The organism is Ancylomarina sp. 16SWW S1-10-2 (assembly GCF_009669305.1).
In the GTDB taxonomy this organism is placed as follows: domain Bacteria; phylum Bacteroidota; class Bacteroidia; order Bacteroidales; family Marinifilaceae; genus Ancylomarina.
This window is the reverse complement of record NZ_SADB01000015.1, coordinates 1-13,587: the sequence shown is the minus strand read 5'-3', so window position 1 is coordinate 13,587 and position 13,587 is coordinate 1. Positions and strand designations below refer to the sequence as shown.

The following is a 13,587-nucleotide window of genomic DNA, read 5'->3' as shown; positions in this document are numbered from 1 at the left end:
TGTAGAACTGTCTGAAAGTCCCTAACTGTTTGGTTTTTTGAGCATTTTCGATGTGTCTTGATATTCTAGTTTTACCGAGATTAGTTCTATTAAGTTTACTATATTACTCTGTGTTTAAGAACATAATAATAATGATTGCTTTAATTTTAAAATTAATTTAAATACTATATATTTGTGGCGATTTAGGTGTTCTTCTCAGATTATCGTCTGAGAGAATGAAAAGGGAATCCGGTTAAAATCCGGAACAGCACCCGCTACTGTAATTCTCATTTTGCAAATGCAAAACATAGTTTTCACACCACAAGCCACTGTTTCAATTAGTTGAAATGGGAAGGCCGTGAAAATTGAGAAAAGTCAGGAGACCTGCCCAATCGTAACTTAATAACATTTTGCTTCCGGGAACCGAAGTATATGTATTGAACCTTATAACTGTTCAGTATTTACTATTCTAATTAGGTGTTTGTATAACAAACTCTTGGTCGCAATTTGCAGTGTTTTATAAAATAATTACACATTAATGCGACTAAAGAATTGTTTTCTGTTTGCTCTTATTTTGTTGACGAATCTATCACTTACAGCACAAACAGTAAGTTTGTTGGGCAATGTTAAGGAGAAAGGAAGTGCCAATTCTCTTTGTGGTGCAAGCGTCTATATCGAAGGGAGTACCCAAGGTTGTGCAAGTGACTCCAAAGGTGATTATCTGATAAAGAATTTAAAAACTGGTCAACACACCTTAATTGCTTCTTTTTCAGGATATATAACTGTTCGTAAAGCTATAAGCTTGAAGGAAGGTGAGAATATTATCAACTTTGAGCTAGAAGAAAATCTCAAATTTCTCGATGAAATTGTAGTAACGGGTACTGGTACACATTACAAACTTGATGATGTTCCTGTTCAGACGGAAATTATAACAAAGAAAGACATTGAAGAGATAAGTGGTCGTAATCTTGAGGAAATTATCTCAAATATATCATCTTCGTTTGATTATACCTCTAGCTCTATGGGAACCAATATCAAATTAAATGGTTTGGGTGATGATTTTGTTCTTTTATTATTAAATGGAAAAAGACTTACTGGTGGTATTGGGGGTTATACTGATTTAAGTAGAATTGATTTTGATAATATTAAGCAGGTTGAAATTATTAAGGGAGCATCCTCAACACTATATGGCTCCGATGCCATTGCTGGGGTGATTAATATCATTACAAAGAAAAGTAAGCAAAAGCTGGAGATTAATAGTCATACCAGAATTGGTGCTTATGGAGAATTAAAGCAGTTTAATTCTTTATCCTTCCGTAAAAACAAATTATTATCCAAAACGACTTATTCTCATAAACGAACAGATGGCTGGCAGTTAAATAATATGGAATATAATTCCTCATGGGAAGATAACCATGATTTACCATATTTGGTGCTAACCTACGATAAACCCGTAAATAAGAGCAGAGGCTACACCATTACTCAGAATCTAGAGTATGATGTAAATAAGAAACTGAGCTTAAATGCAGATCTTTCATGGTATGAGAAGACCTTATATTTTCCTTTTAGAGGACGAATGCACAACTACTATTACAATAACAGAAGCATTGACCTTGGTGGTAATTACAAGTTAAAGAACAAAAATTATATCGATTTCAATATCACTTTTGGTAATTATCTGTATTACACCGAATATCCTTATAAATATAATGAAACCTATACTACTGCCTCTGATGTCATTAGTGTAACCTACTATCCGGGTGATAGATTTAAAAATTCCGAACAGATAACAATTAATGCACAGGCAAAAGGTGTTTTTTATATCAATACAAAGAACAAATTGAGCTTAGGTTTTGATGTTTTAAGTAATTATCTGGAGGCGCAGTATCGATTAAATAAGCCTAGTGCAGATGCACTTACATATTCTGTTTACGGTCAGGATGAAATTAAAATTGGCGATAAAATTGATGTGGTTTTAGGCCTTCGTACACTTTATCATGATATATCTGGATTTTCTGTTACACCAAAGATATCTACGATGTACAAAGAGAAAGGGTTTACCTATCGCTTCACGTATTCCAGTGGGTTTAAAAGTCCTACATTAAAAGAGCTGTACTATTATTACGAGAGTAATATGATGGGCGTTTATCGTCTTTATTTGGGTAACGAAGACTTAAAACCTCAACGCTCTCATTATTTTTCTTTGTCAACCGAATACAAGCATAAAAAGTTCCAAACTAGCCTAAATTTATATCTAAATCGTCTTTACGATATGATTGATTTTCGTCTTATTGAAACCGATTATTATGATGAACTAAGAGGGATAGAAGAAACAAAAAAAAGATATAATATAGATGATGCCCGTACTTGCGGAATAGATTATCAAATAAGATACAAATTTTCGTCTCATTTATCTTTAAATGCAGGATATAGTTATGTTGATGCTCGCAATTTAACCGAAGATATTAGACTAAATGGCGTGTCCGCACATAGTGCCAATTTTAAGGCTTCGTGGACAAAAGCTTGGCACACTAAAAGTTTAAATCTGAATTTAACGGGTGTTTATAAATCAAATCGGTTTTATATCGATGAAGATTTAGAGAAAAGTTACGCTAAGGCTTACCAATTGTTCAAATTCACAGCTAATTATAAGATACGTAAGTTCAAAAAAATCAATTGGTCAATCACTGGAGGTGTTGATAATATTTTTGATTATGTAGATGATAGTCCTTATGGTTCTCATTATGGTACTTTAAACCCGGGGCGAAGCGTATTTGTTGGCATAAAACTGAATTTTTCAAATAAAAATAAATAAACAGCCATAAATGGCTATAGTTAAAATTAACCTTTATAATTTTTAATAACATGTTTAGTATCCGTAAAGTATTTTTGATTTTAAGTGCTGCAGCACTTTTGTGTACATCATGTAGTAGTGATGATGATGACAAGAACGAAACCAAAATTGGTAACAAAGAAGGAATTTTGTTAGTTACCTTTGGTTCAAGTTACGAAGCGCCTCAAGCGTCTTTTGCAGGTATGGATAAAACCGCAAAAACTAAATTTGCAGGTGAGGAAATCCGTTGGGGTTTTACTTCAGATCTTATACTTAATAAATTGCGACAAGGAAATGGAGAAGGTGCATTAAATGGAAAAATCATTGATAACGATAGTCCAGAAGAAGCCTTTAAATTGATGATTGAAGAAGGATATGGTAAAATCTTTGCTCAATCATTACATGTCATCCCTGGAGAAGAATACGATGAATTAATTGAAACTGTAGATAAAATTGAAGCGGAATACGAAGGGGTAGAAATAACTGTAGGTATGCCACTTTTAAATAGTGATGACGATTTGGTCGCGGTAGCAAAAATTTTAGCTGATAAATTCTCAACACAAATAGCTGCAGGTGAGCCTGTCCTTTTTATGGGACATGGTACGCCTCACGTAAATAACGCGAAATATCCTGCAATGGAAGTTGAATTGCAGAAATTGTATAAGAATTTTTTCGTTGGAACTGTTGAAGGTATTACTTTCGAGAATGGAACAACTTCAATTGGTTCTATTGTTACAAAACTTGATGCTTTAGATTTAAGTTCTAAAAATGTTACGATTACTCCTTTAATGTCGATTGCTGGAGATCATGCTAACAATGATATGAACGGTGTGACAGGTGAAACTAATCCTGCTGAGCAATCGTGGAGAGAAAGATTAGAAGCTGCTGGTTATACCGTAACTGATGTAATGAAAGGTTTAGAAGATTATGCTGAAACCAGAGCTATTTGGTTATCTCACTTAGATAAGGCTAAAGCAAAATTATAACAATAGATTAATTCAATTTCAATATGTAAGACAAGGCAGCTTCAATTTAAGAAGCTGCCTTGTCTTACATATTGAAATTATGGTTTTTACTTTACAATTATTTCTTTATCATATAAGTCGTTATTTATGTATTAAACCAAAGTAAATTAATGTTATAGAAATAGGGGATGCGTAAAAATTATTCTATTTTTGTGATTCGAAAGGAAATATTCTATGCCGTTTTGGCTGAGAGTATTAATGGAAAAATCAGCGAATAACGATTCGCAACTGGTTATTAATTATTTACACACATTATGAAGAGAGACATTTTAGAGATCTTAAAATCATACGATCTTAAGATTAGCGATGCAGAAGTAAAGGCAAATGTCAAGACAATTTTGGATAGAGATTTTAAATCTTTGTACACAATTGAAAATCTAAAAAAGAATTTTTCTTTTATAGATTTAACGACACTAAACTCGACTGACACGCACGCAAGAGCTAAAAGTTTTGCTGACAATGTAAATAACTTCCAGAATGATTTTGACATGCCAAATGTGGCCGCTATTTGTGTATATCCATACCAAGTGCCAACATTAAATGAAAACTTAAAAGCTAAGGGCGTTAGAATTGCAGCTGTAGCAGGTGTTTTCCCATCTTCTCAATCATACGTTGAAGTAAAAGCATTGGAATGTAAAATGGCCGTTGAAAAAGGAGCTGACGATATCGATATTGTGATATCAGTAGGAGCTTTTCTTGAAGGCGAGTATCAAACGGTATTTGATGAAATTGTAGCTCAGAAAGAAGCTAGTGGAAAAGCACATTTTAAGGTTATTCTTGAAACTGGAGAATTAAAAACAGCAGAGAATATTCGTAAAGCATCTATTATTGCAATGGAGGCTGGTGCCGATTTTATTAAAACATCAACAGGTAAAGTACCTGTTAATGCAACCTTAGAAGCTGCCTATATTATGACTAAGGCAATTACTGAGTATTACGAAAAAACAGGCCGTATGGTTGGTTTTAAACCAGCAGGAGGGATTTCAACAGCTAAGGATGCTATTGAGTTCTATTCAATTTCTAAGAATAACTTAGGAGAGGCATGGTTGAATAATAATTGGTGTAGAATTGGAGCTTCAAGTTTAGCGAATAATCTGCTTACTGAGATTCACAAATTAGAAACAGGAGAAGAGACAGAGATCAAGTATTTCTAATACTCTTTAGATATTTATATTGAAACGAAAGCCGGATTATTCCGGCTTTTGTCGTTTTAAAATCTATATTATTGAACTTAAAACTTGATTAGTGTGAAATATTATGTAGCTTTAGAACCTCTTCAAACATCTGTTTAGCATTGTAATATGTCTGTTTGTCATGTTTTTATGTTAGCTCATGGTAAGGTAGAGCGTATTTTTTGATGGTCATATTTCGGAGTATTTTATATGGATTCAACGATGTAGGATGAGGAGGAGTATACGGCTTTAAATAAATATGATTTATAAGATGTTTGAAAAAATATCTAACTAATGAAACTAGAAACAAACTTGACAGACAAAGAAAAGATCCTTGAATTAGAAGAAGAGATTTCTCAACTTAAGAAAAAGCTGGAGGTCTCTAAGGTTGTTTCCCTAAGTCAGAGGAAAACTTCTAATTCTAAAAATTTCACTAATCTTTGGGGAGTTGTTGATAGTCATTATAATGTTCTCTCAATTCATGATCAATGGAATAATGATTTAATTGAATCTCACGAGAAATTTCATGGCAAGAAGTGCCATGCTGCTTTTTATGGTTTGGATGAACCTTGTAAGGGATGTGCGATTTCTGATCAACCCCCTCATAAGGATGTTAAGTATTTTGTAGAACCTCAATTAGATGGTCAGGACGGTTCTCGACGTCAAAGTATGATAATGCCTACAAGTCATATTCAACCTAATGAATTGGATATAAAAGAAAGTGAGCTTTTTTATGAGCAACTTTTTGAGTCGACAGGTGATGCTCTTTTAGTTTTAGATAGTAAAGGTCGAATTTTGAAGTTCACAAGAAAGCTATCCAAAATGCTTTCGTATTCTGAAGAAGAATTTTCAAAACTGACAATTTTCGATATTGATGATCCTACTAATTCGCTTCCCTTTGAAGATAGACTATTCCGAATAAAGAGAGATAAAGGAGCCGTTTTCGAAACTGATTTGATTTCTAAATCAGGTAAATTGATTCCGGTTGAATCTAGTTCATCTCCAATAAGATATTTAAATGAAACAGTATTTTTTATCACTTTTAGGGATATTGAAAATCGAAAAGTAGCTCAAAAGAAACTTTTAGAGAGTGAAATTCATTTTCGAACCTTAGTAGAAAATGCGACTGATTTAGTGATGCGTATTGATCGAGATCACCGTCATGTATTTGTAAATTCAGCAACTTTACCTGTTTTGGATATTGCTCCCGAGGAATTTATAGGGAAAACTCACCAAGAAATGGGCTTTCCAGATGCTTTGTGTGAATTCTGGGAAGTTGCAATGGATAAGGTTTTTGAAACTGGAATTTCTGATATTTTTGATTTCTCAATTAATGTAAGAGGGAAAGAAATTTATTTCGAATGGCAATTAATTCCTGAATTTAATACTGAGGACGAAATACAATATGTATTAGCTATTGCTCGTGATGTCTCAAAGAGAATAAGAAGTGAAAAGGCTCTAGAAGAAGCCTTAAAAACAAAAGATAAATTCTTTTCTATTATTGCTCACGATCTTAGAAATCCATTTGGTTCTTTAAAAACACTTTCGGAATATATTATAAATAACGATGACCTTTCGAAAGAGGAAATAAAAGAGTTTGCTGGTATTATTCATACTTCTGCAACACAGGGTAACGATTTACTCGAGAATTTATTAGAGTGGTCAAGATCGCAAAGAGGAAATATAAAATGGCAGCCAGAAGAATTTGATTTAGTAAGTTTAATTGATTCAAATATCAAACTGATACAAGCCAATATTCATAAGAAAAATATTAACGTAGATTTTAAAGTAGAAAAAAATTGTTTTGTTTTTGCTGATAAATATATGATTGATACTATTATTAGGAATTTATTAGCTAACGCATTGAAGTTTACCTACAAAAAAGGGAATATAGATATCTCGATACAAGAACAAGAAAAACATTTTTTTGTTTCGATTAAAGATGATGGTAAAGGAATAAATAAATGTAACCAAGCGAGACTCTTTCAATTGGATAATCAGTATTCTACTGTTGGTACAGAAATGGAAATGGGAACTGGTTTAGGTCTTATTCTCTGTAAAGAATTTGTTGATACCAATAATGGAACTATTTGGGTCGAAAGTGAAGAAGGAGTGGGAAGCTGTTTCTCATTTACAGTTCCAAAGCAATAAGTTCGTTGCTATATTTTCCTTTCTATCGTATAATCTACCAAAGCGCTCATTGCATTTCTAGCATCAGATTCCGGAAAAGTCATAATAATAGCTTCCGCTTTAGCCTTGTATTCTAACATTTTTTCTCGTGTGTATTCAATACCACCTTTGTCTTTTACAAATTGTATCAGTTCTTGAACGCGTTCTTTATTCTTATTATGTTTTTTCAGAATTTTAATTGCCCATCTTCGTTCCTTAGGAGAACAATCTCTTAGTACCGAGATAAGAGGCAGAGTTAGTTTCTTTTCTTTAATATCGTTCCCTGTTGGTTTCCCAATAGCAGCTTGCTTGTCGTAGTCAAATAAGTCATCTTTAATCTGAAAAGCAATGCCTAAGTTGGTCCCAAATTCTTTCATTTTTTTCTGGGTTTCAGTATCAGCATTTGCCGATAGGGCACCAAGTTGTGTACAAGCAGCAATTAAACTGGCTGTTTTTTTATAGATAATATCAAAGTAAACCTCTTCGGTAATATCAAGTTTTTTCGACTTCTCTATTTGTAAAAGTTCACCTTCACTCATTTCTTTAACCGACTCAGAAACAACTTTTAACTGTTGAAACTCATCGTTGTCGAGAGCAATTAATAAACCCTTTGACAAAAGAAAATCTCCCACTAAAACGGCAACCTTTGATTTCCAAAGTGCATTTATCGAGAAAAAACCTCTTCTTTCGTAGGCTTCGTCAACAACATCATCGTGAACCAAAGTTGCAGTATGCAATAGCTGGGTAAGGGTTGCTGCAGTAAAGGTTGATTGATTGGTTTCTCCGCAGAGTTTCGCTGCAAGAAAAACCAAAATAGGCCTCATTTCTTTACCTTTTCTTTTAATGATATAATGGTTGATAATATCAAGCAGGCGAACTTTAGTCCGCATGGCATTCTTAAAATACGGACCAAATTCCTTTAACTCTTTTTCTATAGGAGATTTTATAATCTTTAAAGTAGAAGCTTTTGTCATAGCAACCAAAGGTAAAAATTTAGTGCTTTCAACGGATAAAAAAGATGTAAATTTTCAGATGTATCCCTCTTTAAATAGAATAGAAGTTTATTGTCAATCTAATTTTAATGGAATAGGCTTGTTTTTAATCACCTAAATTCAACTAGAATCTCTTCAAAACGGGCTTATTTAATATCAAAGTAACAAATTTAGCTATTTCGATATGATAGTTTTCTTTCTTAACCGAATATATTTATATATTTGTATAGTTATTAAATACAAGTTTAAGTTTAGTATATGAAAATTAGTGATTTAGAACCGGAAAAGTTAGAACAAGCAGCCAACATGTTAAAGGCAATTGCCCATCCAATGAGAATTGCAATTTTAGGTTATCTCGACGATGGAAAGAAATTGACGGTGACTGAAATACATGAATTATTGAATATTGAACAATCAACAACTTCACATCATTTAGGTATTCTTAAGGATAAAGGTGTTTTACAATCGAAACGCGAAGGGAAGAATACATATTATTTCTTAAAGCACTGTAGCTTAAGCAATATTATTGATTGTATCAGTAATTGTACTCAGGCATAAAAAATAAAACTGGTTTAAACAGTTTTTTAGATTGATTAAATGGCAAAAATTAGATTAACCAAAGAATTTCGATTCGAAATGGCACATGCCCTTTGGAATTACGATGGCTTGTGTAAGAATATTCACGGACATTCATACATTCTATATGTAACCGTAATTGGAGAACCTGTTGCGGACGAAAAGAATCCAAAACTGGGAATGGTAATGGATTTTGGAGATCTTAAGCGGATTGTAAATTCAGAGATCGTTGATAAATTGGATCATGCTGTTGTTTTAAGTGATAAAACGCCAATGCTTGACCAATTGAATATTCCTCAAATGTTTGAACGATTTTTCGTTTTTGATTATCAGCCAACTTGTGAGAACATGATAGCTGACTTTGCACAACGAATTCTTAAACGTTTACCAGCAGATGTAAAATTACATTCTCTTAAACTCCACGAAACAGCAACTTCTTTTGCTGAATGGTATGCAGAGGATAACTAATTAAAAGAAAATATATAAATTGAAGTCCGGCTTTTATCCGGACTTTTTTGTACCCCAAATTTTAAATTAATATCAAAATGACTCTAGATTCTTCCAATTTTGATAAGACAAAATCTCTTAATTCCATGTTGTCCCTTTTTTCAACTGGTCATTACGGTATTGAACATGCATATCGCGTATTTAAACTCGTGGAAAGAATAGCTGAATTTGAGAAATTAGAAGGTGATCAAGTTCAAATTATAAAATTTTGTGCTCTGTTTATTGATATGGGTAGAGAAGAGAATCAAAAGAATTCAAATTTTGGACTTAAATCCTATGAGAAACTCAGAAAGGCGAATTTTTTCGGCAAAAATCTCTTTAAGAATAACTTAACACACTTTCTTTTTCAATCACAATTAAATAGTCCGGAAGATGTTTATGAAAATATGGCTCAGTTTAAACTTGAGAATAGAGAAGAAGCTTTATTATTATATAAGCTCTTAAAGGATGCCTTAACTTTGGAAGCTTTCCGATTTGGGAATTTTTGTGGAGCAGATCTAGACGTATCAAATTCAAAGAAAATGGTTTTGTTTGCCAGTCAGTTTCAACGAAAAGAGCTTAATGTAGATTTGATTGTAGAGGAGATAGAAAATTGGTTAAAAGAGATTCAATAATTTTAGCTACAAATGTAAGGCCGTGAATAATTCTCTTACTTTTGTTTTAATTAGAATAGTTCATCATTAACAAACCTATAATATATGTATTCATCAGATAGTAATCCTGATAAAAAACTTTTTTTGCTTGATGCTTTTGCATTGATTTATCGATCGTATTATGCTTTTATCAAGAATCCTAGATACACATCAACGGGAATAAACTCTTCAGCAATGTTGGGTTTTACAAATACATTATTGAATGTTCTTGAGAAGGAAAAACCATCTCATATAGCAGTTGTTTTCGATCCAATAGGTAAAACCTTTCGTCACGAAATGTTTGAGGCGTATAAGGCACAAAGACCGCCTATGCCTGATGATTTAAAAAGTTCTATTCCATATATTAAGCGAATTATTAAAGGCTTTAACATTCCTGAGATTGAGGTTGAAGGTTATGAGGCTGATGATGTGATTGGAACTTTGGCAAAGAAAGCTGAAAAACAAGGTTTCACGGTTTATATGATGACGCCTGATAAGGATTATGCCCAATTGGTGAGTGATAATATATTCATGTTTAAGCCTGGTCGTTCTGGCAATGAAACAGAGGTTTTAGGCGTTCCCGAAATTTTAACGAATTTTGGTCTTGAAGATCCTGAGCAAATAATTGACTATTTAGGGTTGATGGGTGATGCTGCCGATAATATTCCGGGTTGTCCAGGTATTGGTCCAAAAACGGCTCAAAAATTATTAGCAGCTTATAAATCTATCGATGGTTTATATGAAAATACGGATAAGCTAAAAGGTAAGCAGAAAGAAAATATTGTCAATTCAGAAGAACAAGTTCGTTTTTCGAGAGTCTTGGCAACAATCGCATTGGATGTACCTATCGACTATTCTGATGAAAAATATAAGTTAATAGATATTGATGAAGACTCATTGGGAAGTGTTTTTCAGGAGTTGGAGTTCTTTTCTTTGAGAGAAAAGGTTTTGTCTAATACAAATGGTAAATCGATAGATAATGTCGATAACAATACACCTGACAGTTCAAAATCTGTGGGTAAGAGCACGATAGAAGAGAAAGAAATTATTCTAAGAGAGCTTAAAGACCTTAAATCTCAGTTTTTTGTGCTTGATAATGCGGCAGTTAGAGCCGATTTACGAGCTGATTTATGTGTTCAAAAATCCTTCTCTTTTAGAATCGTTTTGAGTGATATTGATCCTAATCAATCAAATATATTAGGATTGGCCTTTGCCTTTAAAAATAACCGCTCATTTTTTGTGCCATTCCCTCAAGATCCTTCCCAAGCGAAAAAAGTGGCTCAAGAATTCCGATTTATTTTTGAGGATGAAAAAATTCTAAAAATTGGTCACGACATCAAGCAAGACGTTTTGGCATTGCGATGGTGTGGTGTAGAATTGAAAGGTGCTATTTTTGATACCATGATTGCGCATTATTTAATTCAGCCAGAATTGAAGCACGATATGGGAACCATTGCCCAAGCAAGTATCCATTATAAAATGATGGAGGCAGAAAAACCCGATAAGAAAAAGAAAGCTCAGTTGAGTCTGATGTTAGAACCAGAACCAATTAAGCACGATAAATATTGTGAAGAGACATTAGTGAATCTTGAATTGGTTGAAGCTTTAGAGAATGAGTTGACCGATTCGAAGCTTCTGGATTTATTTTACAATATGGAAATGCCACTTCTTCTGGTTTTGGCTGACATGGAATTCACAGGAGTGAAGATTGATGTGCCAATGCTTAAGTCCTACGCTGTTGAGTTAAATACCGAGGTAGAGGGAATTGAGAAAGAGATTATCGAAATGGCTGGTCAGGAATTTAATGTGGCTTCGCCTAAACAATTGGGAGAGGTCTTATTTGAGAAAATGGCTCTAGACTCCAAAGCGAAAAAGACCAAATCGGGACAATTCTCAACTTCGGAACAAGTTTTAAGCAAGTTGAAGGATAAGCATCCAATTATTGAGAAAATTTTGACTTTCCGTGGATTGAAGAAGTTAATTTCAACCTATGTGGAAGCCTTGCCAACCTATATCAATCAGAAATCGGGACGAATTCATACGTCGTTTAAGCAAGCCGAAGCGGCAACGGGTCGTTTGAGTTCTATTAATCCAAACATTCAGAATATTCCAATTCGTACACCTCAAGGGCGATATGTACGTAAAGCCTTTATTCCATCTGATGAGAATCATATCTTTTTATCAGCCGATTACTCTCAGGTCGAATTACGTTTAATGGCTCACATGAGTCAGGATAAAGCAATGATCGATGCCTTTAATCATGCAGCTGATTTCCATCAGGCAACTGCGGCAAAAATCTATAAATTGCCAATTGAGGAAGTAACTAGTGATATGCGTTCGCATGCTAAGTCTGCCAACTTTGGTATTATATATGGTATCTCCGCTTTCGGTTTGGCTGAAAACTTGAAGATATCTCGTAAGGAAGGGAAAGCTTTAATTACTGGTTATTTTGAATCCTATCCTGGTGTTAAAGAATTTATGGATAAGTCCGTTGCCGACGCAAGAGAAAACGAATATGTGACAACGATTAAAGGTCGCCGTCGTTACCTTAAGGATATCAACTCGAGCAATGGTATGATGCGTTCCATTGCAGAACGAAATGCGATTAATGCACCCGTACAGGGTTCTGCTGCCGATGTAATTAAATTGGCTATGATTGGCATTAGTAATCGTATGAAAGCGGAAGGCATGAAGTCTAAAATGCTGATTCAAGTTCATGATGAATTGAACTTTGATTGCTTAAAATCTGAGCTCGATCAAATGAAAATTATTCTTCGCGAAGAAATGGAAAATGCAGTAAAAATAAGCGTTCCACTTACCATAGAAATGGGAGTAGGCGAGAACTGGCTTGAGGCGCATTGATTGGTGATATATAGAAATTTTAAAAGCTCATTCTTGCAAAAAGAATGAGCTTTTACTTTTTCAGAATTTTTTGTTAATTTAATTTCTTTTCAATCAAAACACTGGTAACAAACCATAATAGGATAGAGAGGAGGTAAATAATGATTCCATAAAGTGTAGGTATCATCGAAACTTTTATGCCACCATAAATCACATTTGGTGAAATACTACCAGCTTGTTCTAAAACCGAAAATGCATTGAATAAGCCTAGTAATTGCCCAAGTATGCCAATAACCATAGCAAATAAACCAATTGATTTTCCATACTCTACTTTTCGAAGTGCTTCATCTTGCGTTGTCTTCTTGGATAATAGAACACCAATAAAATGATAAGCAATCCACGATACCATAACAATAAGAAGAATGCTAAGTACACCCATAAAGAGTGCACCACCCATAAAAAACAGATCTTTCATATTTTTACTTTTTAAAGATTAATACTAATACCTTAAAGTAAGGTTATCAGCGGTTTTCAGTCAAGGTCAAATACAGTTCTAAACGTGTCGTTTATCGACATTGTTTAGGTATTTCTAATTTCTAAGCTAAATTAGCTGAATATATATTAAATGAGCATACAAATCTGTGTTCTAAACATATATTGAGATAGAGGGAAGTTTTGTAATCTGTAATTGAGAATTTAACTAATAAAAGAATGCTTAGATTCAAGTCACAAATGCAACTGATGGAATTTTAGATGAAAAAAGGAGGTGTATTTTTCAAGACAATGAGGAGAAGTAGTCTCACCCATTGTCTATGTGGAATAAAAGTCTTTTTTTTACCACTAAAATCGCCAAACTAAAGT

General features: G+C 33.6%; 10 protein-coding genes and 1 riboswitch. Of the genes, 8 read left to right on the top strand and 2 right to left on the bottom strand.

What is annotated here, in order from left to right; genetic code table 11:
* The first annotated feature begins 167 nt into the window (after window positions 1–167).
* Window positions 168–386, top strand: a riboswitch (cobalamin riboswitch).
* A gap of 131 nt (window positions 387–517) precedes the next feature.
* The 4 genes from EMN46_RS12915 (at window position 518) to EMN46_RS12900 (ending at window position 7,160) form a co-directional block, all read left to right on the top strand.
* A complete protein-coding gene (locus EMN46_RS12915; RefSeq protein WP_154201237.1) occupies window positions 518–2,794 on the top strand; it encodes a TonB-dependent receptor in 2,277 nt (758 codons plus the stop codon).
* Between the two features lie 50 nt (window positions 2,795–2,844).
* Entirely contained in the window at window positions 2,845–3,798 is a 954-nt protein-coding gene (locus tag EMN46_RS12910; RefSeq protein WP_154201236.1) for a sirohydrochlorin cobaltochelatase, read from the top strand.
* A 293-nt stretch (window positions 3,799–4,091) separates the two neighbouring features.
* Entirely contained in the window at window positions 4,092–4,991 is a 900-nt protein-coding gene (gene deoC, locus EMN46_RS12905) for a deoxyribose-phosphate aldolase (protein ID WP_154201235.1), read from the top strand.
* 312 nt (window positions 4,992–5,303) lie between these two features.
* Window positions 5,304–7,160, top strand: a complete 1,857-nt coding sequence (locus EMN46_RS12900) for a PAS domain-containing sensor histidine kinase (protein WP_154201234.1) — start codon at window positions 5,304–5,306, stop codon at window positions 7,158–7,160.
* Window positions 7,161–7,168: 8 nt separating this feature from the next.
* Here the strand turns inward: EMN46_RS12900 and EMN46_RS12895 are convergent, their stop codons facing one another.
* Complete coding sequence (locus tag EMN46_RS12895; RefSeq protein ID WP_154201233.1) at window positions 7,169–8,152, bottom strand: polyprenyl synthetase family protein; 984 nt, start codon at window positions 8,150–8,152, stop codon at window positions 7,169–7,171.
* Window positions 8,153–8,428: 276 nt separating this feature from the next.
* Between EMN46_RS12895 and EMN46_RS12890 the strand changes: the two genes are divergently transcribed.
* From EMN46_RS12890 to polA, 4 genes are all read left to right on the top strand, one after another.
* Window positions 8,429–8,728, top strand: coding sequence for a helix-turn-helix transcriptional regulator (locus EMN46_RS12890; RefSeq protein ID WP_154201232.1), 300 nt, complete (start codon window positions 8,429–8,431; stop codon window positions 8,726–8,728).
* A gap of 39 nt (window positions 8,729–8,767) precedes the next feature.
* Window positions 8,768–9,214 carry a 6-carboxytetrahydropterin synthase gene (locus EMN46_RS12885; protein ID WP_154201231.1) on the top strand — a complete coding sequence of 149 codons (447 nt, stop codon included), beginning with the start codon at window positions 8,768–8,770 and terminating at the stop codon, window positions 9,212–9,214.
* A 77-nt stretch (window positions 9,215–9,291) separates the two neighbouring features.
* Window positions 9,292–9,867: an HD domain-containing protein gene (locus EMN46_RS12880; RefSeq protein ID WP_154201230.1), complete on the top strand. Its 576-nt coding sequence runs from the start codon at window positions 9,292–9,294 to the stop codon at window positions 9,865–9,867.
* Window positions 9,868–9,951: 84 nt separating this feature from the next.
* Window positions 9,952–12,747 (top strand): DNA polymerase I, encoded by a 2,796-nt coding sequence (gene polA / locus EMN46_RS12875; RefSeq protein WP_154201229.1) that lies wholly within the window; start codon window positions 9,952–9,954, stop codon window positions 12,745–12,747.
* A gap of 73 nt (window positions 12,748–12,820) precedes the next feature.
* Here the strand turns inward: polA and EMN46_RS12870 are convergent, their stop codons facing one another.
* Window positions 12,821–13,201, bottom strand: a complete 381-nt coding sequence (locus tag EMN46_RS12870; RefSeq protein ID WP_154201228.1) for a MotA/TolQ/ExbB proton channel family protein — start codon at window positions 13,199–13,201, stop codon at window positions 12,821–12,823.
* Between the last annotated feature and the right edge of the window lie 386 nt (window positions 13,202–13,587).

Excerpts from the sequence above, each read along its gene's own strand:
- EMN46_RS12915 (WP_154201237.1), top strand. The coding sequence starts at position 518 with ATGCGACTAAAGAATTGTTTTCTGTTTGCTCTTATTTTGTTGACGAAT.
- EMN46_RS12910 (WP_154201236.1), top strand. The coding sequence starts at position 2,845 with ATGTTTAGTATCCGTAAAGTATTTTTGATTTTAAGTGCTGCAGCACTT.
- deoC (WP_154201235.1), top strand. The coding sequence starts at position 4,092 with ATGAAGAGAGACATTTTAGAGATCTTAAAATCATACGATCTTAAGATT.
- EMN46_RS12900 (WP_154201234.1), top strand. The coding sequence starts at position 5,304 with ATGAAACTAGAAACAAACTTGACAGACAAAGAAAAGATCCTTGAATTA.
- EMN46_RS12895 (WP_154201233.1), bottom strand. The coding sequence starts at position 8,152 with ATGACAAAAGCTTCTACTTTAAAGATTATAAAATCTCCTATAGAAAAA.
- EMN46_RS12890 (WP_154201232.1), top strand. The coding sequence starts at position 8,429 with ATGAAAATTAGTGATTTAGAACCGGAAAAGTTAGAACAAGCAGCCAAC.
- EMN46_RS12885 (WP_154201231.1), top strand. The coding sequence starts at position 8,768 with ATGGCAAAAATTAGATTAACCAAAGAATTTCGATTCGAAATGGCACAT.
- EMN46_RS12880 (WP_154201230.1), top strand. The coding sequence starts at position 9,292 with ATGACTCTAGATTCTTCCAATTTTGATAAGACAAAATCTCTTAATTCC.
- polA (WP_154201229.1), top strand. The coding sequence starts at position 9,952 with ATGTATTCATCAGATAGTAATCCTGATAAAAAACTTTTTTTGCTTGAT.
- EMN46_RS12870 (WP_154201228.1), bottom strand. The coding sequence starts at position 13,201 with ATGAAAGATCTGTTTTTTATGGGTGGTGCACTCTTTATGGGTGTACTT.